Raw genomic sequence first — 23,320 nt, 5'->3', positions numbered from 1 at the left:
CGACGGTGGCCGCAACCTATAAAATTTATGAACTTCAACAATTTCACCATCAAAAGCCAGGAGGTGCTCCAGCGGGCCAGTGAGATCGCGGTGGGCAACCAGCAGCAGTCGATCGACCCGGCGCACATCCTGAAGGCGATCTTCGAGGTGGACGAGAGCGTGACGCCCTTCCTGTTCAAGAAGCTGGGCGTAAATACCAGCGCGATCAAGTCCGCCATCGACAGCATCGTAGCCGGCGTACCCAAGGTGACGGGTGCCCAGCAGGTCCTGAGCCGCAACGGCGTGGAGCTTGCCCAGCAGGCCAACGTCGTGGCCCGGGACATGAAGGACGAGTACGTCTCCATCGAGCACCTGCTGCTCGCCGCCCTGAAGATCAAGGACCCGGCCAGCCAGGTCCTGAAGGACGCCGGCATTCGCGAAAAGGAACTTAAACTCGCCATCGAAGAACTTCGTGGAGGTAAGCGGGTCACGTCCAACAGCGCGGAGAACGCCTATAACTCCCTCGAGAAGTACGCCGTCAACCTCAACGAGCGCGCCCGCAACGGTAAGCTCGACCCCGTGATCGGCCGCGACGAGGAGATCCGCCGCGTGCTGCACATCCTGGCCCGCCGCAGCAAGAACAACCCGATCCTGATCGGCGAGCCCGGCGTGGGTAAGACCGCCATCGTAGAGGGCCTGGCCCACCGCATCGTTGACGGCGATGTACCCGAGGACCTGCGCGACAAGGAGATCTTCAGCCTGGACATGGGCGCCCTCATCGCCGGGGCCAAGTACCAGGGCGAGTTCGAGGAGCGCCTCAAGGCCGTGATCAACGAGGTCACCCAGGCCGAGGGATCGATCTTCCTCTTCATCGACGAGATCCACACCCTGGTGGGTGCCGGTAAGGGACAGGGGGCCATGGACGCCGCCAACATCCTGAAGCCCGCCCTCGCGCGCGGCGAGCTCCGCGCCATCGGTGCCACCACCCTGGCCGAGTACCAGAAGTACTTCGAGACAGACAAGGCCCTCGAGCGCCGCTTCCAACAGGTGACGGTCGACGAGCCGAGCGAGGAGGATGCCATCTCCATCCTGCGCGGACTCAAGGAGCGCTACGAGACGCACCACAAGATAAACATCCTCGACGAGGCCGTGGTCGCCGCCGTGCAGCTCTCCGAGCGCTACATCACCGACCGCTTCCTGCCCGACAAGGCCATCGACCTGATCGACGAAGCTGCCGCCCGCCTGCGCCTGGAAATGAACTCCATGCCCGAGGAACTCGACGAGCTCGAGCGCCGCATCCGCCAGCTCGAGATCGAGCGGGAGGCCGTCAAGCGCGAAAACGACCAGGCCAAGATCGACCGCATCAAGCAGGACCTCGCCAACCTCGAGGAGCGCCGCAACGAGCTGCGCGCCCAGTGGGAGAGCGAGCGCGAAGTGGTGCTCGGCCTCCAGCAGGCCAAGCAGCGCATCGAGGAGCTGAAGAACGAAGCCATGCGCCTCGAGCGCGCCGGCGAGTATTCCAAGGTAGCCGAGATCCGCTACGGACAGATCCCCGCCGTCGAGGCCGAACTGAACGAGTACACCGAGCGCCTGGCCGACATGCAGACCAAAGCCAAGATGCTCGTGAAGGAGGAGGTCGATAGCGAGGACATCGCCGAGATCGTCGCCCGCTGGACCGGCATCCCCGTCACCCGCATGCTCCAGAGCGAGCGCGAGAAGCTGCTCCACCTGGAGGAGGAACTGCACCAGCGGGTGATCGGACAGGACGAGGCCGTCGAGGCCGTCGCCGACTCCATCCGCCTGAACCGCACCGGCCTGAGCAACCAGGACCGTCCGATCGGCTCTTTCCTCTTCCTCGGTACCACCGGGGTGGGTAAGACGGAGCTGGCCAAGGCCCTGGCCGACTACCTCTTCAACGATTCCGACATGATGACGCGGATCGACATGAGCGAGTACCAGGAACGCCACGCCGTCAGCCGGCTGGTGGGTGCGCCTCCCGGTTACGTCGGCTACGACGAGGGCGGACAGCTCACCGAGGCCGTGCGCCGCAAGCCCTACAGCGTGGTGCTGCTCGACGAGATCGAGAAGGCCCACCCGGACGTCTTCAACATCCTGCTGCAGGTGCTCGACGACGGTCGCCTGACCGATAACAAAGGTCGCGTGGCCAACTTCAAGAATACGCTGATCATCATGACCTCTAACATCGGCTCCGAGATCATCCGGGAGAAGTTCTCCCAGATCGAGGACGGCAACGAGGAGGCGATCATCGAGGACACGAAGGACACCCTCTTCAACGTACTGAAGCAGACCCTGCGCCCCGAGTTCCTGAACCGCATCGACGACATCGTCATGTTCCGGCCTCTGGGTCGCGGCGACATCCGCCAGATCGTGGAGCTGCAACTCAACGAGGTCAAGCAACTGCTCGCCGAGCAGGACATCACCCTCACCGTCGCCCCCGAGGCCATGGACTGGCTCGCCGCCGAGGGCTACAACCCTGAGTTCGGTGCCCGGCCCCTGAAGCGCGTGATCAAGAAGCGGGTCCTCCGCCAGCTCTCCAAGCAGATGCTGCAGAACGAGATCAAGCCCGGCAGCCAGGTCGTACTGGACGTCTTCGGCGACGTGGTCGTTTTCCGCCAGGCCCGCGAGAACGAGCGCGTGAAGGAAACCGCCGAGGTGGCCTAGTGCCGCGCCTTTTCCGCCGACCAATGAGTTGACCCTGCCCTGGTGTTACCGGGGCAGGGTTTTTTTGTGGGATGAGGACCTCCGGTCCGATCGCCGCTAACGGGGGGTATGATCGGACCGGAAGCCCTCAGTTCAACACATCGGGCCGGAGGCCCTCATCCCGTCAACGCGAGCCGGTGGCATCATCAGGCTGGAGGCCCTCACCTTCTTTATGGGATGAGGACCTCCGGTCCGATCGCCGCTAACGGGGGGTATGATCGGACCGGAGGCCCTCAACCCAACACATCGGGCCGGAGGCCCTCATCCCGTTAACGCAAGGCCTATTGCAAGACCAGCCCCCGTTCCATTACCTTACAGAGGATGATGCATCCGGCAGCAATATTACTCTTCTGTCTGTCACTCCTGATGCCGCCGGGTCTGGCGGCCCAGGTAGAGATATGCGATAACGCAATCGACGACGACGGCGACGGGCGTACCGACCTGAACGACGAAGACTGCGCCTGCGAGATCATCGAACCCGTATCACTCATCCCCAATCCCTCGTTCGAGGAGATGAACTGCTGCCCGAACGACCGGAGCCAGCTGAACTGCGCATCGAACTGGATCCAGGCCTCGGCCCCGACCACGGACTTCCTCCACCAGTGCAACTGGATGGGGTGGGACGAGTTTCCGCCGCCCCAACCGTTTCCGGATGGGGAGGGGATCATGGGCTTCCGGGACGGCCGGGTCATCCGCGAAGGGCAACCCGAACCCTACTGGAAGGAGTACGCGGGGGCCTGCCTGACCAGCCCGCTGCTGGCCAATTCGACCTACCGCTTCCAGTTTGACGTAGGGTTCGTCGACCCCTCACAATCGCCACCGATCAACATCACCTTCTACGGTACGTCGAGCTGCGAATACCTGCCGTTCGGTGAATTCAACGAGGCGTTTGGCTGCCCGACGAACAGTCCGGACTGGAAGAAGCTGGGGGAAGTCCGGGTATCCGGAGGCTGGGGGAGCTCCTGGGTAAATACCTTCATCCAGATCACCCCTACGGAAAATATCCACGCGATCGCGATCGGGCCGGGCTGCGCACCGGTGCCGAGCTCCGTCAGTACCTATTACTTCTTCGACAACCTGCTGTTGGCGGATCAGGAGTTATTCGACCTGAAGATTTCCGAAACCACCCACCCCTGTGACCCGGACTTCACCCTCTCCGTCCCGAACAACGTAGCTTTCGATTACCAGTGGTACCTGGGGGGTGTGGCCCTGGTGGGGGAAGTCACCGCCGAGCTGAGCAGGAATTACGGAGTGGGGGCGTACCAGGTCAGGATCATCGACAGTACCACCTGCCGGATCACGGAAACCTACGACTACGTGATCCCCACTTACCGTACGCCCGCCCGGGTAGCCATCTGCGAGGATGATGTCTACCCCTTCGGCGCGGCGCAGTTGCGTGAACCGGGGATATATGTGGATACCTTCAGCAACCGCAACGGTTGCGACAGCATCGTCACCCTCGAGCTGGAGGTGGTGGGGGCAACTTACGATACCGTGGCGGCGTCCGTCCTGAGGGGAGAACTGTTCGAAATCGGGGACTACGGGTTCCGGGCGGGGGGCGACTACCCGCTGGTATTCACTTCTTCGCTGGGCTGCGACAGCCTGGTGTTGCTGCAGCTGTCCAGCTTTGACGTATTCTTTCCTACGGCTTTCAGTCCGAACGGAGATAATACCAACGATGTATTCCGCCCCTTTGCGCCGGTCGGTACCGTCGAAGCCGTGGACATGCGCATCTACGACCGGTGGGGAAGCCTCGTCTATCAGGGGCCGGAATGGGATGGCACTACGGTACAGCTGGGGGTATTTGTCTACCTGATCAATATCCAGTTTACCAACGGAACCGCCAAGCTGTTTTCCGGTGGGGTTACGGTGGTCCGGTAACCGGCGTTAAAAGCTGTTAAGAACGGCGTGCGCCTGCAACCGTAAGTAGCGCTGAACCGTCTTATTACCGTGGATTATCCCACGCCTTTCTACGTGCAACGAACAAAATAACTATCAAATGAAAAGATTTCTGTTAATCGTCTTCGTGGCGGTGCTCGGGGGGCTGATCGCCCTCGGTGGCGCCAATTTTCTCGGCTGGGGCAACACCAAATATGTTGAGGTAGCCAATACCCCTTCCAGCCTGACCAACTTCGCTAACGTGGCACCCGGCACCCGGGTGGTACCGGCGCCGACCGACGGCTTCGTTATCGCCGCCGACCGCGCCCTGCCCGCCGTGGTACACATCAAGGCCGGTAAGCATATGGAGCGCCGCGGTGGCCAGTCGCCCTTCGGCAATATCGACCCCGACCGCATCCCCGACGCCTTCCGTGACCTGTTCGGTAATCCCGGCCGTGGCCGTGGGGAAGACGGCGAAGCCCCCCTCCAGCAGGGCAGCGGCTCCGGCGTGATCATCAGTGCCGACGGATACATTGTATCCAACAACCACGTGGTCGAAGGGGCCGAAACCCTGGAGGTCGTCCTGAACGACGAGCGTACCTACACCGCCGAAGTGATCGGTACCGACCCCACCACCGACATCGCCCTCATCAAGATCGACGAGACCAACCTTACGCCCATAAGTTTCGCCAACAGCGACGACGTGAAGGTCGGCGAGTGGGTCGTGGCCGTAGGTAACCCTTTCAGCCTCACCAGCACCGTTACCGCGGGCATCGTCTCGGCAAAGGGCCGCAGCATCGACATCGTACGCCGCAGCGGCGGCGATCTGGCCATCGAGTCCTTCATTCAAACCGACGCCGTGGTCAACCCCGGCAACAGCGGCGGCGCCCTCGTCAACCAGAACGGTGACCTGATCGGCATCAACACCGCCATCAGCAGCCCCACCGGCGTTTTTGCCGGCTACAGCTTCGCCGTACCCTCGGCGATTGTCAAGAAGGTAGCCGAAGACCTGCGCGAGTACGGCGTGGTACAGCGTGGCTTGCTCGGTGCCCGCATCCAGCAGCTGAACACCGCCAGCGCCAGTGAGTACGACCTCGACCGCAATAACGGCGTGTACGTAGCCGAAGTAATGGACGGCAGCGCGGCCCAGGAAGCCGGTATCGAGAGCGGCGACGTGATCGTGGCCGTCGACGGCATCCGTACCCTGCGCAGCAGCGTCCTGCTCGAGCAACTCGGCCGCCACCGCCCCGGCGACCAGGTGACCATCACCGTCGAGCGCGACGGCGACAACCGCGACTTCAACGTCACCCTCAAGAACTCCGAAGGCACTACCGGCGTAGTCCGGCCCGAGGAGGCCGGAGCGGAGGTCGTCAGCCTCGGGGCTACCTTTCAGGACCTTTCGGCCGACCAGGCCCGCAGCCTCGGCATCGAGGGCGGCGCCACCGTGACCCGGCTTGGTTCCGGCGAGCTCTCCCAGCAGAGCCGCGTACAGCCCGGCTACGTCGTCACCCGCGTCGATGGCCGCCGCGTCTCCAACGCTCAGGACCTGAAGCGCCTGCTCGATAACAGCAGCGAGACCATCTCCCTGGAGGGCATCTACCCCGACAAGCCGAACGAAACCGTCAAGTACGGAATCGTGAAGTAAGCCTGGCGTACGACTGACATTCTTCCGCGAGCGGGCGGTCCCTGGTTGACAAAGGGGCCGCCCGCTTCGTTTAGGTACCGTGAAAGGCCTGCTGCTCCTGCTTTACCTGTTTCTGCCCGCCGCCGCGCCCCCGGCGGACCCGGAGGTCGCGACCCTGGTACTGCGGGTGGAAAACCTGCAGCCGTCCACCGGCACCCTCTGGGTCGGGATTTACCGCTCCGCGGACGATTTCCTCGACCGTGAGAAGGCCCGGCTGGTCCACCTGCCCGTTGGCGGCAGCGGTACCATGCGCGTGCCGATCGACGGCCTGCTGGTCGGGCACCGCTACGCGATTGCCGTCTTTCAGGACACGAACGACAACGGGGAGCTGGACACCAACTTCCTTGGTCTGCCCGCGGAACCCTACGCGCTGAGCCGCCCACTCAAGAGCTGGTTCCGCATGCCGCGCTTCCGGGAAATGAGCTTTGTCTTCGATCCGCAGCGCGGTCTTCCGCCGCTGAGGCTCCGGTAGATAAGTCGTTGGCTTGGATTAACTTCGCGGCCGATAAGAACCGGGCCGTGGCGGTCGTTCAAACCAGCGTATGAGTATTAAAGTAGGCATCTTTTTCGGTGGCCCCTCCCGGGAGCGCGAAATCTCCTTTGCCGGGGGACGCACGGTTTACGATAACCTCGACAAGGCCCTCTTCGAGCCGGTGCCGATCTTCGTCGACAGCTTCCGCCGCTGGTACCTGCTCGACTGGCAGTACCTCTACCGCGGCAGCATCCGCGACTTCTTCCCACCCGTAGCCCTGGCCCCCGAGAGCCGCCACGCCTTCCAGGTGTACCAGGAGAGCCTCGGGCCCCTCGATGAGCTGGCCCTGGAAGACATGGGCCGCCACGTCGGCCGCCGCATCCGCCGCGAAGAGCTGCCCGACTTGATCGATATCGCCTTCCTGGCCCTGCACGGTGAATACGGAGAAGACGGCCAGCTGCAGCGCGAGCTGGAGTACGCCGGCGTACCCTACACCGGCAGCGGGATCGAGGCCAGCGAGATCGGGATGGACAAGGCCGTACAGAAAGAAATGATGAGCAAGGCGGGCTACCCCTCGCCGCCCATGCTGGTCATCGAAAAGGAGGACCTGAACGGAGACATCGAGCGCCACTTTGCCGCCGCCGAGGAAAAGATCGGCTGGCCCATGGTCGTGCGCCCCGCGCGGCAGGGCAGCAGTATCGGCGTGGCTATCCTCGATGAGGAAGAGGGGTTGGCCGGATTTGAGCGGGCCGTCAACGCCGCTTTCTTCCGCGAGGCCATACTCGTACAGGATTACGCCGACCGCGATGCCGACGCCCGCATCGAGTACGTCCGCCAGCTCAGTGATCTCCGCGACGGCATCGCGTTCCCGCTGGACGCCGTGCGCGCCGACCACCGCCTCACGCTCTACACCCCCGACGACCTGTTCGACTACCTGGAATCGGCCACGACCGACGACGGCCACCCGCTCATCGTCCTGGAGGGGCACCAGAGCGAAGAGCGCGTCATCATCGAGGGCTTCATCCGCGGCAAGGAATTTTCCACCATCGTTCTTCGCCTGCCCGACGGCGGCGTGGCCGCGCTTCCGCCGACCGAGATCGTCAAGTTTCAGGGCGAGCTCTTCGACTACCGCAGCAAGTACCTGCCCGGCCGCAGCCGCAAGGTGACCCCGATCGACCTGCCCGCCGAGGCCATCCTCCGCATCCGGCAGGAGACGGAGCGCCTCTTCCTCGAGCTGGGCTTCGCGGTATACGCCCGCATCGATGGCTTCTACACGCCGGACGGCACCATCTTCCTCAACGATCCCAATACGACCAGCGGCATGATGCCCTCGTCGTTCTTCTTCCACCAGGCGGCCGAGATCGGCCTGAGCCCCTCCCAGTTCCTCACCTACATCCTGCGTACCAGCCTGCAGGAGCGCGGGCACGACGAACTGATGGCACAGCTGGACCGCGACCTCGATGCGCTGGCGGCCAGCGCGGGTGCAAAGGATCGCGTGGCGGTACTCCTGGGGGGTACCAGCTTCGAGCGCCACATCAGCGTCGAAAGCGGCCGCAACGTATACGAAAAGCTAAGCTCCAGCGAGCGCTTCCGGCCCCTGCCCATGTTCCTGACGGCCCCACTGGAAAAGCGGCAGGCGGGGGAAGACTTCGTGCTGTACCAGCTGCCCGTCAATCTCCTGCTGAAGGACAACGCCGACGATATCCGCGACAAACTCGCCAAAACGAAGGAGCACCCCGTCATCGGTGAGATCCGCCGCGACTGCCGCGCCATCACCGACCGTTACGCCGACCCTGACGTCGTCTTCACCCCCCGCCACGTCCCGCTGCGGGATCTGCGGAAGGTGGCGGACCTGGTCTTCATCGCCCTCCACGGCCGCCCGGGCGAGGACGGCCAAGTGCAGCGCAAGCTCGACCGTCTCGGACTTCCCTACAATGGGTCGGGGCCCGACAGCAGTGCCGTCACCATCGACAAGTATGCCACCCTCCAGCGCCTGCGGGAGGGCGGGCTGCCCGTCACGGAGCAGTGGCTGGCCCCGCGGGAAGACTTTCTCCTCAATCCCCAGGCCTTTTACGGCCGCGTGGAGGAGCGCTTCGCCTATCCCCTCATTGCCAAGCCGGTCGACGATGGCTGCAGTTCGGCGGTCCTGCTGATCCGCAACCGCGAGCAGCTGGCGGCCTACTGTGAGCTCACCTTCCGGCCCGACGGATCGTCGGCCACCGCCGCCCGCCGCACCCTGCGGGTCGGTGAGCAGGACGAGTGGCCCCTCGGCAAGTCGACGATCCTCTTCGAGGCGGCCATCACGGCGGACGGCGCGGTCAAGTTCCTCGAGATCACGGGCGGTATGCTCACCCACTACGGCCCGGACGGGGAGCTTCGCTACGAGGTCTTCGAGCCGAGCGAAGCCCTGGCCGGGGGCGAGATCCTGAGCCTGGAAGAGAAATTCCTGGCCGGCGAAGGACAGAACCTGACCCCCGCCCGTCTCGCTACCCCTGACTATTCCTACGCCCACGTGGCCGACCAGGTGAAGCGTGACCTGGAGAAGGCCGCCCGGCTGCTCGACGTGACCGGCTACTGCCGCATCGACGCCTTCGTGCGGGTATTCGCCGACGGCCGCGCCGAGACGGTCGTTATCGAGGTCAACAGCCTGCCCGGCATCACGCCGGCCACGGCCATCTTCCACCAGGCGGCCATCGCGGGCTACCAGCCCTACCAGTTCATCGCGGCCCTGCTCGACTTCGCCCGCCAGCGACGCCGCCGGGCCGGTGCCGTGCCGCCCGTTACCCCCGAGCGCAGCGAGCCCCGGACCGTACGCGCCGCCGCTGCCCCCGACGACCCCGCACCCGCGCCCGCCGCCCAAACTTCTTCCTTTTTGGGTCCCCTGATCAAAAACATCATCGCCGCCGCCCTCTTCCTGGGCCTGCTTTTCCTGATCCTGCGTGCCGGCCTCGGCTGGTACACCAACCACGGCGAGAGCATGGCGATCCCCACCTTCGAGGGTAAGCTGATCGACGAGGCCCGCTCCCTGGCCGAATCCAACGACCTCAAGATCGACGTGACGGTCGGGGCCTTCGACCCCAACCAGCCCGCCGGCCTCGTCGTGCAGCAGCAGCCCCGCGTGGGCAGCCGGGTCAAGAACAACCGGACGGTCTACCTCACGATCCTCAGCGACGAAGCGCCCGACGTACAGCTGCCCAGCCTGGTCGGCAACTACGACTACAACCAGTACGTGCGCCTGCTGAAGGTCAAGAACCTGAACTACCGGGTCCGCGAACGGGAGTTTGACGCGCGGCAGGAAGACGGGACGATCCTGTACCTCTACTACGACGGCCGTAAGATCACCGACGAGGACCTGCGTGAGGGGGTCAAGGTGCCGATGGGCAGTACCCTGGATTTCGTGATCACCCAGCGCCGCGGCGATAACGTGACCCTGGGGGACTATCGCTGTCAGCAATTCGGCACCGCGGAATTCGCCATCACCGGTAGCCAGCTGCTGATCGGCCGGGTAGTGGGCGACGTGGCCGACCGCAACGAGGCCTGGATCACCCGCACCGTGCCCGCCGCCGGTACCAGCCTGGAAACGGGCGCGAAGGTAGACGTCTACCTCAGCGCCACCCGGCCCGCCGACTGCGAGTAATCCCGCCCGAACGGCCGGGTGCCGCCGGGCCGACGTACAAATTGCCCCGCCGCTGCGTTGGGTAACTGCCATCGACGACGTATGAAGAACCTACTGCCCCTCCTCCTCTTTCTCGTAGCCGCCCCGGTGGCCGCCCAGCGTCTCGTACCCCTGCTGGAGACGGCGGAGCTGCGAGGTGACCGGGCTCCGCTGCCGGCCGCGTTGGTCACCTGCGGGAATCCGGACCTGCCGGGAGTCGAGCGCATCGTGACGGGGGAGAACCGCACGGTCCGCATCGAGCTCGATACGGCCGGGGTGGGCAGTGACCTGATCGACTACCGCTGCATCGGCTGCGACGATCTCGTGTACGGTTCGGTGGAGTTACGGCTCGACACGGTCACCTACACGGCACTGCCCGGCGTAGAACAGGGGCTGGACACCATCGGCGTCACGGTTTGCGCGCCCAGCGGAGTGTGCTCGGACACCACGCAGCTCGTTTTCCTGGTCCAGCGAGCCGGGCGTACTATTGAGCTGGGCAACCAGCTGGTACAGCCGGACGGGGAGGTGCGCGTCAATCTTACGGCCAATGCCCTGCCGGGAGGGGCGGCGTGCCGGACCATCAGCCGCTGCGCGGACGACTATACGGGGCGGGGGCAGCGGTTTCGGTTTTTGAACGGATTCGGGGCGGGGGACAACTTCGTGTACGAGGCCGGTCGCTACGGGGGCACGGATGCCGTGTGCGTAACCATCTGCAACGAATTCGGGCTCTGCGACACCTACCGGGCCAGCTTTACGATAGACCGTCCGGCGGTATCACTGCCCTTCTTCGACGACTTTTCCTACGATGGGGTACGGCCGGCTATCGATCTCTGGCAGGACGAGGACGTATTCGTCAATAGGAGCTTCGGCTATAACCCGCCTTCGGTGGGGGTGGCCACCTTCGACGCCATCGACTACGACGGTCAGCCCTACGCCCCCGCCGGTAACGCCCGACGGAGCATCCCGCGCGATTACCTCACCTCCGTCCCGCTGCAACTGGCCGGTCGGTCCGGCAGCGTACTGAGCTTCTACCTGCAGCCGCGCGGCTACGGTAACCGTCCGGAGGTACAGGATAGCTTTCTCGTCCAGTTCCTGAGCCCGGAAGGGGAGTGGGAAACGGTCTTTGCCCGGGCCGGCCTGCTGAGCACGACGTCCAATACCGAGATGAGCGCCTTCTCGGGCGAGTTGGTGCCGGTACCGCAGCCGTATCTGTACGACGGCTTTCAGTTCCGCTTCGTGGGACTGAGTTCCGAGCGCGGGGCCGTCGACAACTGGAACCTGGACTACGTAAAGCTGAGCGATCAGTCGACGTCCCTCGTCACCCAGGACCTTGCCCTCAGTGAGGCCCCCTTTCGGTTGGTGGGACCGTATACCAGCCTGCCCGTGCGTCACCTGCAGGCGGCGGGGCAGGCGCTGCTGGCCGACTCCATTTTTCTCAAGCTCTGGAACCACCGGGCCGACGTGACGCCCGTGACCGGGTCCAGCTACCGGGTGGAGAATCTCGGCACCCCTCCTTTCGTCTCCGTGGCCGGCCTGCTGCCCTCTGCCTACTTCGGACAGGAGAACGGCATCGCGCCGCTGGGCCTGGAGATCCGGGGAGCCACGCTGGAGGAGCTGCCTACCTACAACTCCATTCGTTCCTACCTCTTCGGGCTCGACCCGGCCGGCGACTACCGGCTCGCGACAACCTACAGCCTGACGGTGGCTACCGAGGACCCGGGATTCTCTCCGTACATAGCCTCCAACAACACCGCCACGCAGGAGACCGTGCTGGGCGACTACATGGCCTACGACGACGGTACCGCGGAGGTGGCCATCGAGGGGCAATCGGGTAACGTGATCGTGCAGCGGTACACGGCCTTCGTCGCCGACCAGCTGGTGGGTATCCGGCTGCGGCTGCCCCGCGGACTGACCGGCATCGGCGATCAGACGCTGAACTTGGTCGTGTACGGGCCCGGCGCGGACGGTAGCCCCGGGGAGCTGCTCTACTCCGCCAGCGAGCCCGTGCTTTACGCCGAGGATTTTTATAACGACTCGCTACAGGCCTTCACGAGCTACGCCCTGACCGAGCCGCTGGACCTGCCCGTGGGTGATTTTTACGTAGGCTGGCGGCAGGCGAATACCGACCGGTCGCTGCCCGTAGGGTTCGACCGCAACAACGCGGTGGCGGCCGGCGTGCAGTACTTCGACGCGGGAAGCGGCTGGGAGGACCTCGCCGGAGCCACGGGGGGTGCCATCATGATCCGCCCGCTGCTGTCCGGTGCCGAGGTGCGGCCCACGGCTACGGAATTACCCGAAAAACAGGCGGTTACGGCGGTTTTCCCCAATCCGACGGGGGGTGCGGTGAACATCCGGCTGGCTCCCACGCTACATTTACCCGACCTGGCTGTACGTCTCTTCTCGGCCACCGGCCGTCTACTGCGCCAGGAACGGGGCACCGATCGGCTCGATCTCGGTGACCTGCCCCCCGGGATGTACGTCTTAGAGTGCCGGATCGGCAATCGGACAAGCCGTCATAAAATTGTCAGGCAGTAATCTATTTCCGTTTTTTCCTGTTTGGCCTCACTAAATGTCAGATCGCGCATGGAAGCAACCGTAGAGGAACTGAAGAAGAGAAAAGCGGAAGGCAAGGACGACTTCGTCCTGCTGGACGTCCGCGAAGATTACGAGCGGGCGGAATTCAACGTCGGCGGAATCCACGTGCCGCTCGGTCAGCTGAGTATGTCGATGGACAAACTGACGCCCTACCGCGATCAGGAAATCATCGTATACTGTCGCAGTGGAAAGCGCTCGGGGATGGCCCAGGAGCTGCTCCGGCAGTCCGGCTTCAAGAACGTGCGCAACCTCGAGGGCGGCATGCTGGCCTACCAGGGCTAGCGCTTACGGTAGACCTCCGCTTCGAAGCCCGCGGAACGTACTTGGCGGGCCAGGTCGGTAGCCGCTCCGTAAGTGTCTGTCCGGTCGACAAGCGCCACGGCGAAGGTGCCGCGGTCGAAAAGTTCCAGTGCCGTATTCGCAAAGCCGGCCTGTTTCAGGTTCCGGATGCGGGTGTGGGCGTTACTTTCCTGCCGGAAGGTGCCGCCGATGATGAGGAACGCGCCGTCGGACGTAACCGCGGAATCGCGGTCTCCGGCGGGTACCAGGTCGCTGAACCGCCGATCTTCGGCAGCGGCGTCCGGGGCGTTTCCGGCCTGACTTTCCAGGATCGCGGCAGAATCTATCGAAGATGATTTTGGCGGTTCGACTGAAATGCCGTTATCTTCGGGCACAGATTGATTCTTCGAAGCCTCCAGGGCCTGTGAGATTAGAAAGGCCAGTGCGACGAGGCACAGGACCAGAATCACGGGGACCACGATTGATGAGTTCTTCATTGGCTTTTACTGTAGGATGGCTACGTTCTAGAACCCTAAAGATATTACGTGCGGCGTCGGTTCGGAAAACCGGTGAATTAGGCAAACGCCTACGCCGTACTCCCCTGCGGGAAAAGAATTTTGTCAAGTGTTTGCTTTTTGGAAAGACCGTTTTTCGAGGGAGCGCCATCCGGCGCTCCCTTTTTTTGGCCTCAACCATTCTTTTTCCCCAACGTTGCCCCTTCTATGTCTGAGACCTTACCCGTTACCCCGCCCGGCCCCTCCGCCAGTGATCCTACGGCTCCGGGGCGCAAGGCGGATCACATCGAGCTGGCGTTTCGGTCGCAGGCGGAGCGCGGCACCCTCGACGAGCGGTTTGATTACGAGCCCCTGCTGGCCGCCCATCCGGCCCCCGGCAGCCTGCCCCCGGTAGCCTGGGGCGGCAAGAATCTCCGCGCTCCCCTCTGGGTGAGCAGCATGACCGGAGGTACGGAGCAGGCCCTGACTATCAATCACAACCTGGCACGCGCCGCCGGGGAATTCGGTATCGGCATGGGCCTGGGCTCCTGCCGGAGCCTGCTCTACGACGACCACCGCTTCGGTGACTTCAACGTCCGTCCCCTGGCGGGGCCCGACGCGCCGATCTTCGCCAACCTTGGCGTCGCCCAGGTGCAGCATTTGCTGGAGCGCGGCGAGACCCACCTCGTCACCGAAATGATTGACGCGCTGGCCCTGGACGGGCTCATCGTGCACATCAACCCCTTCCAGGAATGGCTGCAGCCGGAGGGCGACCGGTTCACCGTAGCGCCATTGGTTACGCTTCAGGAGCTCCTCAGGGAATTGCCCGACCTGCCCGTCATCGTCAAGGAGGTAGGGCAGGGCATGGGACCCGCCAGTCTGCGCGCGCTGCTGCGGCTCCCCCTGCTGGCCCTGGATACGGCGGCCAACGGCGGGACCAACTTCAGCAAACTGGAGCTATTCCGCTCCGACGCCCTCTCGCGGGCGGCCTACGCGGGACTGGCCCAGGCGGGGCACGGAGCCGAGGAGATGGTACGGACGATCAACGGACTGGTCGACACCGAGGGGAAAGAGGTCCGCTGCGGTCACCTCATCGTGAGCGGTGGCGTGCAGGGGTTTCTCGACGGATATTACCTCACGGAGCTTTCGCGGTTGCCGGCCATTTACGGACAGGCATCGGCCTTTCTGCGGCACGCCCAGGCCGATTACGGCAGCCTGCAGCGGTACGTTACGTTACAGTTGCGCGGATTAGAGTTAGCCAGGGCCTATCTTCGCCCGCGGCCTTAATACCTCATCACCCTCGCCTGTGGCCGAACAAGTACGCGATCCCCACCGCATCAGCGGATTCAGTAAATTCGATAAAGCACAGCGCCGGCAGTGGCTCCTGGAGCACTTCCTGCCCGGGCAGGCGGTAGACGATTTCACCTTTTTCGAGGCGGGTCACCCGGACCTGCAGCAGGTGGTCGACAATTTCAGCGAAAACACCGTCGCCAATTTCCCCCTGCCCTTCGGCGTGGCACCCAATTTCGTGATTAACGGCAAGACGTACGCCGTACCCATGGTAATCGAGGAAAGCAGCGTGGTCGCCGCGGCCAGCAGCTCGGCCAAATACTGGTCGACCCGCGGTGGATTCCACGCCGAGGTGATCGCCGGTGAGAAGCTGGGCCAGCTTCACTTTCGCTGGAACGGGCATCCCGACCGGCGCGCGACCCTGTTTCCCGAACTGGAGCGGCGCCTGTCGGCGGCCACGCGCGAGCTCACCGCGCGAATGGAGCAGCGGGGCGGCGGGGTACGCGGGATGCAGTGGAAGCACCTTCCCGCGGTTGACCCCCAGTGCTACCAGCTGCTGGTCAGCTTCGGTACCGGCGACAGTATGGGCGCCAACTTCATCAATACGGTACTGGAAGCCTACGCTACGGAGATCGAACGGTGGTCGGCCGACAGCCCGGCCCTCAACGAAGCGGAGCGCGACCTGGAGGTCATCATGGCCATCCTCAGTAACCACACGCCTAACGCCGTCGTACGGGCCTGGGTAAGCTGCCCTATAGAAAAGATGAACCTGGCGGGCTCCGGCGTGGACGCGGCGGACTTCGTCCGCCGGTTCCGCCTGGCGGTGGACATCGCCTGCGCCGATCCCTACCGGGCCGTGACCCACAACAAGGGCATCATGAACGGCGTGGACGCCGTGGTACTCGCCACCGGCAATGATTTCCGGGCGGTGGAAGCCGCCGCCCACGCCTTCGCCGCGGAGGGCGGCCGCTACCGGTCGCTCAGCCGCTGTCGGGTCGTGGGCGACAATTTCTGCTTCGAGCTCACCTTGCCCCTCTCCCTGGGTACCGTCGGCGGCCTCACCCGCCTCCACCCGCTGGCCGACTTATCGCTCAACCTCCTTGGCCGGCCGGACGCCGAAGAACTAATGTGCGTCGCCGCGGTCACCGGCCTGGCGCAGAACTTCGCGGCCCTGCGCAGCCTGGTCACTACCGGCATCCAACGGGGCCACATGAAGATGCACCTGCACAACATCCTTTCCAGTCTCGACGCCAGCGCCCCGGAACGCCGCGAGGCGGTAAGCTTCTTTTCCGGCCGCACCGTAAGCCACCACGGCGTGCGGCAGTTCCTGGACAAGCTGCGGGAAGGGGGAGCGGGCTAATGGGTTGAGCGCCTCCGGCGCGATCAAAACCCGAGCGTAGCGAGGGGTAAATGCCGTGCGCTCCACCGCACCAACTCAGCGACGCACCATCCCCAACCCCGCCATGGATAGGCCGTGATCTTTCGCCCACGCTTTCGGCCCGTTGCTCCGCACAGGTGGGGATCGGGTCAGAGACCCTCAGCCCATGCGGACCCGGGCGCAGCGAGGGGCAAGTGTCCTGCGGGCCAACGCAACAATCCAACAACGCACCAACCCAACAATCCACCCAAAAAGAAAACCCCACCTCCAAAACGGAAGCGGGGCATCTTTGCTGGTAGCGCCTCAGAAAGGGCTCGAACCTTTGACCTACGGATTAACAGTCCGCCGCTCTAACCAACTGAGCTACTGAGGCGGGACGCATAAGCGGACGCAAATTTACGCCGTCCCCGTTTATTTTGCAATCTTTGTGGCCCCAAATTGAAAATTATGAGTCTCCTTGCCCTCGGAACCCTTGCCTACGATGACGTCTACACCCCCTACGGAGAGGTGAAAATGATCGAAGCGGGCAGCTGTACCTACATCGCCATGGCCGCGACCTACTTCGTGCAGCCGGTACAGATCGTGTCCGTGATCGGGGGCGATTACAACGATGATTTCCTGGCCGACCTTAAGCGGCGGGGGGCCGACCTCGGCGGCGTGGAGGTGATCGAGGACGGCAAGAGCTTCTACTGGGCCGGTCGCTACCACGACGACATGATGGGCCGCGATACCCTCGATACCCAGCTGAACGTGCTGGCCGACTTCCAGCCCAAGGTGCCCGCCGAATACCGGACGAGCGATTACGTAATGCTCGGCAACCTCACCCCGGCGGTACAGTCCAGCGTACTCGACCAGCTGGACCACCGCCCCAAGCTGGTGGCCCTGGATACCATGAACTTCTGGATGGATAGCGCCCTCGACGACCTCAAGGCCGTACTGAAGCGCATCGACATCCTGATCATCAACGACGAGGAGGCCCGTCAGCTCAGCGGTGAGCTCAGCCTGCTGAAGGCCGCTGCCGCCATTGTCGAGATGGGACCCAAGATCCTCATCATCAAGAAGGGAGAGCACGGTGCCCTGCTGTTCCACAACGACGAACTGTTCTCCGCGCCCGCCCTCCTGCTGCCGCAGGTGATCGACCCCACCGGCGCCGGTGACACCTTCGCCGGCGGCCTCATGGGCTACCTTGCCGCTTCCGACGACCTGAGCTTCGACAACCTGAAGCGGGCCGTGATCCACGGCTCGGCCATGGCCAGCTTCGTAGTGGAGGATTTCGGTACGCGCCGCCTCCAGACGCTGGATCAGGACCAGATCGACGCCCGCGTGCAGCGGTTCGCCAGCCTGATGCACGTGGCGCTCTAGCCAACTCCGCACCCGCGCCCCGCCGCCATGGAGGACCTTATCGCACAGATCAGCGCCACCGACGGCGTGGAGTGGGTCGCCACCCTTACCGCGCTGGCGTACGTCTACCTCGCCGCTCGTGACAGCCAGTGGTGCTGGGGATTCGCCGCGGTGAGCGCGGTACTGTGGGCCCATCAGTCCCTGGTGGTGTATGAGCTGGTCTCCGACGCTTTGCTACAGGTTTTCTACCTCATCATGGCCGGCGTGGGCCTGTTCCAGTGGCACCGTTCGCGCCGCGCCGCCGCGGCCACCGATTCCCTGGACAGCCTGGCTATGGCTCCGTCGGAGGGGACCACCGATATCCGGTCCATGACCGCCGCCGAGCACGCTATCATGATCGGGGGGTGCCTGGCCCTGGGCCTGCTGCTGGGGTACGCGGTCGGTGCCCTGGCCACGGCTACCCAGACCTACCTGGACGCGATCACCACCACCTTCAGCGTCGCCGCCACCTTTCTGCTGATCGGCCGCCGGCTGGAGAACTGGTTGTACTGGGTGGTCATCGACGCGGTATACGTGTACATCTACCTGCGCTCCGGAGCTTTGTTGTTTGCCCTGCTGATGGTGCTGTACGTGATTCTGGCCGTATATGGCTACCGGGAATGGCGATCAGCCGTAGACCGTAGCGACGAGGCCGCGGGCTGAGGCCCGGTTGCGGAACTCACAGAGGTAGATGCCCTGCCAGGTACCGAGATTAAGTCGGCCGTCGGAGATGGGCAGGGTGATGCTGTGGCCGATCATGGCCGCTTTGATGTGGGCGGGCATATCATCGGGGCCCTCCAGCGTATGCACCAGGAAGGGAAGATTTTCGGGGACCAGCTGATTGAAGATGGACTCGAAGTCGGTAAGCACGTCGGGGTCCGCCGCCTCGTTGACGGTGATCGCCGCGGAGGTGTGCTGAATGAACAGGTGCAGCAGGCCGGAGCGGGGCAGGGGGGGCAGCTGCTCCATGACCTCGCGGGTCACGACGTGGAATCCGCGGGGGCGGGCGGAGAGGCTAAAGGCTATTTGGGAGACCACGGGGCGGGGGATTGGCTGGGGGGTAAAAGTACGGCACAGCGAACAGAGGCCCCCGCACTGACTTATCCAAGTAGAAACATTCGCCCCCTTATGCAAGCATCTCCGAAACTGGTCAGCTTTGTCCTGCGCCTCCTAGCCCTCATCGGGGTTGTGGTCATCCTTTACTTTGGACAATCGGTTCTGGCGCTGCTTACGGTGGCGGGTTTGCTGGCGGTGCTGCTGAATCCGGTGGACGAGAAACTGCGCGACTGGGGCTGGAAGCCAGGCTTTGCCGTCGCGGGTGCTACTTTTTTGCTGCTGCTCTTCTTCGCGGCGATCTTCTTTGCCGTGGGTAAGCAAGCCGCCCGCTTCGCCAGCAACTGGCCGAAGATCGAGGAGCGGCTGACCGAGCAGATCGAGAAGGCCCGCGACCAGATTCCCATGCTGCCGGGCGGTGAGGACGAGCAGGAGACGTCTACGTCCACCGCTTCCGATTCTACTGCGCTGGCCCGGGAGCAGCAGCAACCTACCGGGGGCGGGGGGGGATCCGACTCGGGCGCAGTATCCTCCGGCGGGAAGGGCAGCATGCTCAGTAACCTGCCCTTCGGCGTCAGCCGCATCACGGGGGCGCTGTCGCAGACGGCGGGCATCCTGGGCGATTTTCTCCTGATGTTCGTGTACGTGGTGCTCTTCCTCACCCAGAAGGGACGACTGCGCGAGTTCATCCTGCGCCGGACCCCCGACGAGCACCGCGGGGAGACGCACCAGACGCTGAACGAATCCATGAGCGTGGTACAACACTACCTGAAGGGGCGCCTCATTCTCATCATCATCCTTTCCATCTTGTACGGTATCGGCTTCACCCTGGTGGGGCTGGACTACGCCATCGTGATCGCCGTATTGGTGGCGGTCCTCAGTATCATTCCGTACCTGGGCAACATCATCGGCGGCTTTATCGCCGTAGCCATCGCCGTGGCGAGCGGGGGTGGCAGTACCATGATCCTCGGTGTACTGGGCACCATGGCGCTCGCCCAGCTGCTGGAGAGTTATATCCTTACCCCCCTCATCGTAGGCGACGAGGTCGACATCAATCCGCTCACGACGGTAGTAGCCGTCATCGCGTTCACGGTGATGTGGGGTGCGTTGGGGGCGGTGGTCGCCATTCCGGTCGTGGCCATGATGCGCGTGCTCTTCAAGCATATCGAGGGGATGAAGGACTACGCCTACCTACTGGGGCAGGAATAGTCGCTGCGGGCCTATCTTGCGCCCTTTCAAGCAACGTACACCTATGGGAGTTCTTTACACCGCCGTCCAACATGCGCACTCCGGCCTTCGCTGGGTGGTCCTGATCCTGCTTATCGCGGCCATCGGCCGGGCCCTGTCGCGGCGCGGCGGTGGCACCGTATACCCGGGCAAGGACAAGCTCGCGCTGTTCGGCCTGATCTCCGTTCACGTTCAGTTGCTGCTGGGCCTGGTACTATACCTGTGGCTGAGCCCCTACGGCGTGGCGGCGGACGTGCCCGATGCGGAAGGCACTTCGGTGGCCCGCTACTACAACTACTTCCACTGGTGGCTCATGATCCTGGCTACGATCCTCATTACGGTGGGCTACAGCAAGGCCAAGCGGCAGGCGGAGCTCAACGTGGGCTGGAAGACCATTGCGGTATTCTACGGCATCGGCCTGTTCATCATCCTGGCCGTTATCCCCTGGCCCTTCTACCCGGGGCTTTCCAGCGTAGGCTGGGGCTAGCCTACAATCCACCAAGGTTACCGAATTTTCTGTCGCGCCACGCTGTCGTGTGCGGGCCTATTCGTTATGCGGCTGCTCAATGAAGCTGTTCTCTTCCCGGCGGTCCATCACCCCGACGCCGAGGGCCTGCAGGATCAGCGAGATCACGATCAACAGGATTACTCCATAGACCACCTTCTTCAGGGTGGAAGTCTTCTTCGGGGGCGGGGGCGCGGGCGCGGGTGCGGGGTTTTTGGGCATGGCTGAGGGGTATTCTGGCTGTCCGTACAACGCGGTTAACGGCTGTGAAGTGCAGTGCGGCAGCGCAGTAGGATGCGGTCTCCGACCGCGGCAGTACAGGGCGGTCTCCGACCGCGCTGATGACTCGCATGAGGTCACAGCAGGGGAAGTTCAACGCAGATCGCCTGTGGCGTCACGGAGACGCTTCGCTTCATCACAGATTCACGTGGATTTCTGGCAGTACGATGCTGCCTCCGGCAGCGCAGTAGGATGCGGTCTCCGACCGCGCAAGTGCCCGCTGGCGGTGAAAGAACCTCATCCACCCAGCCCGAGCAACCCCCGGCAAAAAAATCCTTCCTTGGGTTGTAACCATCGTGGGTACCTCCCAGTATCCCCCCACGTAACCGACACAGCAAACGTCCTTGACTGCTACCGACGAAGTACTGATGGAACAAGTGGCCCGCGGGCACACCGCCGCGCTGGCCGAGCTGTACGCCCGGTACAAGTCGCCGGTACTGGGATTCCTGATGAACCGGACCCGCGGCGACCGCGCCACGGCCGAAGACCTGCTGCAAAGCACCTTCGAGCGGGTCCTCCGCTACCGGGCGAGCTGGCGGCCGGGACAGTCGTTCCGCACGTGGCTGTTTACGATCGCCCGCAACGTGTGGCACGACCACGGACGCATCACGGGCCGCCTGCCCCTGAGCAACCAGGTCGAGGTGCCGGAGCTGAGCACGGAACCGGAGGAAGAGTCGCCCATCGACTGCCGCCGGGCCCTGGCCGCCCTGCCGGACGCTTACCGGGAGGTAGTGGAACTGGCCTGGCAGCGCAACATGAAGTACGCCGACATCGCCACGGTGCTCGGCACCACCGAAGCCAACGTAAAGGTGCGCATGCACCGGGCCTGCAAGAAACTGCGGGCCAATTACCACAAGACCAAACGCGTATGAAAACCATCACCGAAGCCGACCTGATCGACTACCTGGCCGGGGAGCTCCCTCCGGAGCGCTACCGGCAGGTGAAAAGCGCCTTGCTTACCGACTCGCGCCTGGAAGAAGAGCTCGAGATCCTGCGCCTGCTGCGCGAAGACCTCTGCCAACCGGAGGATGTGGCACCGAGCCCGGCGGCTGATCGCCGCTTCGCCGAGCTGCTGGCTACCCAACCGGAGCCTTCGGCCGTCCGGCGGACCCTGCACCCGCGCGCCGCCGCCCTCATCGGCGTGGCCGCATCCCTGCTGCTGGTCTTCGGCCTGGGCTGGTACTCCGGGCGGTCGGATACCACGCAGCTCGAATCGCAGCTCGCCGCGACCCGCACCCTGATGCTGGAACTGATGCAGGACGAAAACAGCACCACCCGCATGCAGGCCGCTACCATAAGTCTGGAGGTGGCCGTGGCCGACCCGGCGGTCATCGCCAATCTCGGTCGCATGCTGCGCACCGACGACAATACGAACGTGCGACTGGCCGCCCTCGATGCCCTGCAGCGCTTCGCCGACGACCCCGCCGCCCGGCAGGAAATGCTCGATGCCATGGCCGGTAGTCCGCCGCCCGGCGTGCAGGCCCAACTGATGGAGACCCTGGTGCACCTCGGCGAACGCCGCGTACTGCCCTACCTCGAAGATCTTATCCAAAACGACAGCATCCCCCGGCCCCTCCGCGACGCCGCGGAGCTCGGAACCTTTAAACTAATCTGAATATGAAAACCGTACTCATCACCCTGCTGTGCTGCCTCTCTGCTCCGGCCTGGGCCCAGCAGACCTATACCCTCGCCGCGGGCGGCAAGACCATTGAATTCAGGGAGATCGACAACCTGAAGATCGTGGGCGCCACCGGCAACCAAATGACCGTCGAAGGCGACCGTGTCGGCGGCGATAGCGACGACCGCGCCAACGGCCTCCGCAAGATCAGCGCCAGCGGCCTGAAGGATAATACCGGCTTCGGCCTCAGCGTCACCGAATCCGGGGGGCGTATCCTCGTGGAGCAGGTCGGATCCGGCGACCGGGAAGTGACCGTGAACGTACCCAATAGCGCTACCGTCAAGGTCGAGCAGAGCACGCACCGCGGCGGCGACCTTACCGTGACCGACTTCGGCGGCTCGCTGGACGTGAGCATGATGTACCACAAGGCCACCCTGAACAACGTGACCGGTGCCGTAGCCGTAAGTACCGTCTACGACGACATCATTGCTATCTGGGACAGCGCCCCCACCCAGGAGGTACGCCTCCATTCTACCTACTCCGACGTCGATGTAACGCTGCCCGCTTCCGCGAAGGCGGACCTGCGCCTCTCCACGGCCTACGGTGAGATGTACACGGATTTCGACATCCAGATGAAACCGAATATGGTGGAGGCTACCCCCGCTGAAACGTCGGACCGGCGGAGTGAGTGGCGGGCCGCCCGGGCCGAGCTACGGGAGAGCCGGGGAAGTAACGGCCAGACGCTCGCCGGCACCATTGGCGGGGGCGGGCCCCTGCTGGCCCTGACGGCTACCTACGACAACCTCTACCTCCGCAAAAAGTAACTCCCCTCC

19 protein-coding genes and 1 tRNA gene are annotated in these 23,320 nt (G+C 63.9%); 16 read left to right on the top strand and 4 right to left on the bottom strand.

Going from position 1 to position 23,320, the window contains the following annotated elements; translation table 11 throughout:
* Nucleotides 1–27 precede the first annotated feature (27 nt).
* The 7 genes from clpB (at nt 28) to DQG19_RS18210 (ending at nt 13,266) form a co-directional block, all read left to right on the top strand.
* Nucleotides 28–2,661 carry an ATP-dependent chaperone ClpB gene (clpB, locus tag DQG19_RS18240; RefSeq protein ID WP_116127738.1) on the top strand — a complete coding sequence of 878 codons (2,634 nt, stop codon included), beginning with the start codon at nt 28–30 and terminating at the stop codon, nt 2,659–2,661.
* A gap of 360 nt (nt 2,662–3,021) precedes the next feature.
* Nucleotides 3,022–4,581 (top strand): gliding motility-associated C-terminal domain-containing protein, encoded by a 1,560-nt coding sequence (locus DQG19_RS18235; protein WP_116127737.1) that lies wholly within the window; start codon nt 3,022–3,024, stop codon nt 4,579–4,581.
* A 118-nt stretch (nt 4,582–4,699) separates the two neighbouring features.
* Nucleotides 4,700–6,223 carry a trypsin-like peptidase domain-containing protein gene (locus DQG19_RS18230; RefSeq protein WP_116127736.1) on the top strand — a complete coding sequence of 508 codons (1,524 nt, stop codon included), beginning with the start codon at nt 4,700–4,702 and terminating at the stop codon, nt 6,221–6,223.
* 79 nt (nt 6,224–6,302) lie between these two features.
* On the top strand, nt 6,303–6,734 hold the full coding sequence (locus tag DQG19_RS18225; RefSeq protein WP_116127735.1) for a DUF2141 domain-containing protein: 432 nt from the start codon (nt 6,303–6,305) through the stop codon (nt 6,732–6,734).
* A 70-nt stretch (nt 6,735–6,804) separates the two neighbouring features.
* A complete protein-coding gene (locus DQG19_RS18220) occupies nt 6,805–10,371 on the top strand; it encodes a PASTA domain-containing protein (protein ID WP_116127734.1) in 3,567 nt (1,188 codons plus the stop codon).
* Between the two features lie 81 nt (nt 10,372–10,452).
* A complete protein-coding gene (locus DQG19_RS18215; RefSeq protein WP_116127733.1) occupies nt 10,453–12,924 on the top strand; it encodes a T9SS type A sorting domain-containing protein in 2,472 nt (823 codons plus the stop codon).
* A gap of 48 nt (nt 12,925–12,972) precedes the next feature.
* Complete coding sequence (locus DQG19_RS18210) at nt 12,973–13,266, top strand: rhodanese-like domain-containing protein (RefSeq protein ID WP_116127732.1); 294 nt, start codon at nt 12,973–12,975, stop codon at nt 13,264–13,266.
* On the opposite strand, the gene DQG19_RS18205 is transcribed toward DQG19_RS18210, so the two are convergent.
* Nucleotides 13,263–13,760 carry an SPOR domain-containing protein gene (locus tag DQG19_RS18205; protein ID WP_116127731.1) on the bottom strand — a complete coding sequence of 166 codons (498 nt, stop codon included), beginning with the start codon at nt 13,758–13,760 and terminating at the stop codon, nt 13,263–13,265. The two genes, DQG19_RS18210 and DQG19_RS18205, sit on opposite strands and share 4 nt — an antisense overlap.
* 225 nt (nt 13,761–13,985) lie before the next feature.
* On the opposite strand from DQG19_RS18205, the gene DQG19_RS18200 reads away from it, so the two are divergent.
* Both DQG19_RS18200 and DQG19_RS18195 read left to right on the top strand, forming a co-directional pair.
* The gene (locus DQG19_RS18200; protein WP_116127730.1) at nt 13,986–15,044 is read left to right on the top strand and encodes an isopentenyl-diphosphate delta-isomerase; all 1,059 of its coding nucleotides are present in this window, start codon (nt 13,986–13,988) and stop codon (nt 15,042–15,044) included.
* Nucleotides 15,045–15,063: 19 nt separating this feature from the next.
* On the top strand, nt 15,064–16,407 hold the full coding sequence (locus DQG19_RS18195) for a hydroxymethylglutaryl-CoA reductase, degradative (RefSeq protein WP_116127729.1): 1,344 nt from the start codon (nt 15,064–15,066) through the stop codon (nt 16,405–16,407).
* A 317-nt stretch (nt 16,408–16,724) separates the two neighbouring features.
* Here DQG19_RS18195 and DQG19_RS18190 read toward each other — a convergent pair.
* Nucleotides 16,725–16,798: transfer RNA gene (locus DQG19_RS18190), tRNA-Asn, on the bottom strand.
* 74 nt (nt 16,799–16,872) lie between these two features.
* Between DQG19_RS18190 and DQG19_RS18185 the strand changes: the two genes are divergently transcribed.
* Together DQG19_RS18185 and pnuC are read left to right on the top strand one after the other, a co-directional pair.
* Complete coding sequence (locus tag DQG19_RS18185) at nt 16,873–17,787, top strand: PfkB family carbohydrate kinase (protein WP_116127728.1); 915 nt, start codon at nt 16,873–16,875, stop codon at nt 17,785–17,787.
* Between the two features lie 27 nt (nt 17,788–17,814).
* A complete protein-coding gene (pnuC, locus tag DQG19_RS18180) occupies nt 17,815–18,468 on the top strand; it encodes a nicotinamide riboside transporter PnuC (protein ID WP_116127727.1) in 654 nt (217 codons plus the stop codon).
* On the opposite strand, the gene DQG19_RS18175 is transcribed toward pnuC, so the two are convergent.
* Nucleotides 18,433–18,843, bottom strand: coding sequence for a secondary thiamine-phosphate synthase enzyme YjbQ (locus tag DQG19_RS18175; protein ID WP_116127726.1), 411 nt, complete (start codon nt 18,841–18,843; stop codon nt 18,433–18,435). The genes pnuC and DQG19_RS18175 overlap by 36 nt on opposite strands.
* Before the next feature lie 90 nt (nt 18,844–18,933).
* Here DQG19_RS18175 and DQG19_RS18170 point away from each other — a divergent pair, with 90 nt between their 5' ends.
* Both DQG19_RS18170 and DQG19_RS18165 read left to right on the top strand, forming a co-directional pair.
* The gene (locus tag DQG19_RS18170) at nt 18,934–20,067 is read left to right on the top strand and encodes an AI-2E family transporter (protein WP_116127725.1); all 1,134 of its coding nucleotides are present in this window, start codon (nt 18,934–18,936) and stop codon (nt 20,065–20,067) included.
* Between the two features lie 43 nt (nt 20,068–20,110).
* The gene (locus DQG19_RS18165; protein WP_116127724.1) at nt 20,111–20,572 is read left to right on the top strand and encodes a cytochrome B; all 462 of its coding nucleotides are present in this window, start codon (nt 20,111–20,113) and stop codon (nt 20,570–20,572) included.
* A gap of 57 nt (nt 20,573–20,629) precedes the next feature.
* On the opposite strand, the gene DQG19_RS18160 is transcribed toward DQG19_RS18165, so the two are convergent.
* A complete protein-coding gene (locus tag DQG19_RS18160; protein ID WP_116127723.1) occupies nt 20,630–20,812 on the bottom strand; it encodes a hypothetical protein in 183 nt (60 codons plus the stop codon).
* A gap of 401 nt (nt 20,813–21,213) precedes the next feature.
* Between DQG19_RS18160 and DQG19_RS18155 the strand changes: the two genes are divergently transcribed.
* From DQG19_RS18155 to DQG19_RS18145, 3 genes are read left to right on the top strand one after another with little or no spacing between them, the layout of a single operon-like run.
* Nucleotides 21,214–21,741 carry an RNA polymerase sigma factor gene (locus DQG19_RS18155; protein WP_116127722.1) on the top strand — a complete coding sequence of 176 codons (528 nt, stop codon included), beginning with the start codon at nt 21,214–21,216 and terminating at the stop codon, nt 21,739–21,741.
* A complete protein-coding gene (locus DQG19_RS18150) occupies nt 21,738–22,484 on the top strand; it encodes a HEAT repeat domain-containing protein (protein WP_116127721.1) in 747 nt (248 codons plus the stop codon). Before DQG19_RS18155 ends, DQG19_RS18150 begins: the two co-directional genes overlap by 4 nt.
* A gap of 2 nt (nt 22,485–22,486) precedes the next feature.
* The gene (locus tag DQG19_RS18145; protein ID WP_116127720.1) at nt 22,487–23,311 is read left to right on the top strand and encodes a hypothetical protein; all 825 of its coding nucleotides are present in this window, start codon (nt 22,487–22,489) and stop codon (nt 23,309–23,311) included.
* Nucleotides 23,312–23,320 lie beyond the last annotated feature (9 nt).

The organism is Lewinella sp. IMCC34183 (assembly GCF_003390915.1).
Taxonomy (GTDB): domain Bacteria; phylum Bacteroidota; class Bacteroidia; order Chitinophagales; family Saprospiraceae; genus Neolewinella.
The sequence above is the reverse complement of the archived record's forward strand: the minus strand, read 5'-3'. Positions and strand labels throughout refer to the sequence as shown.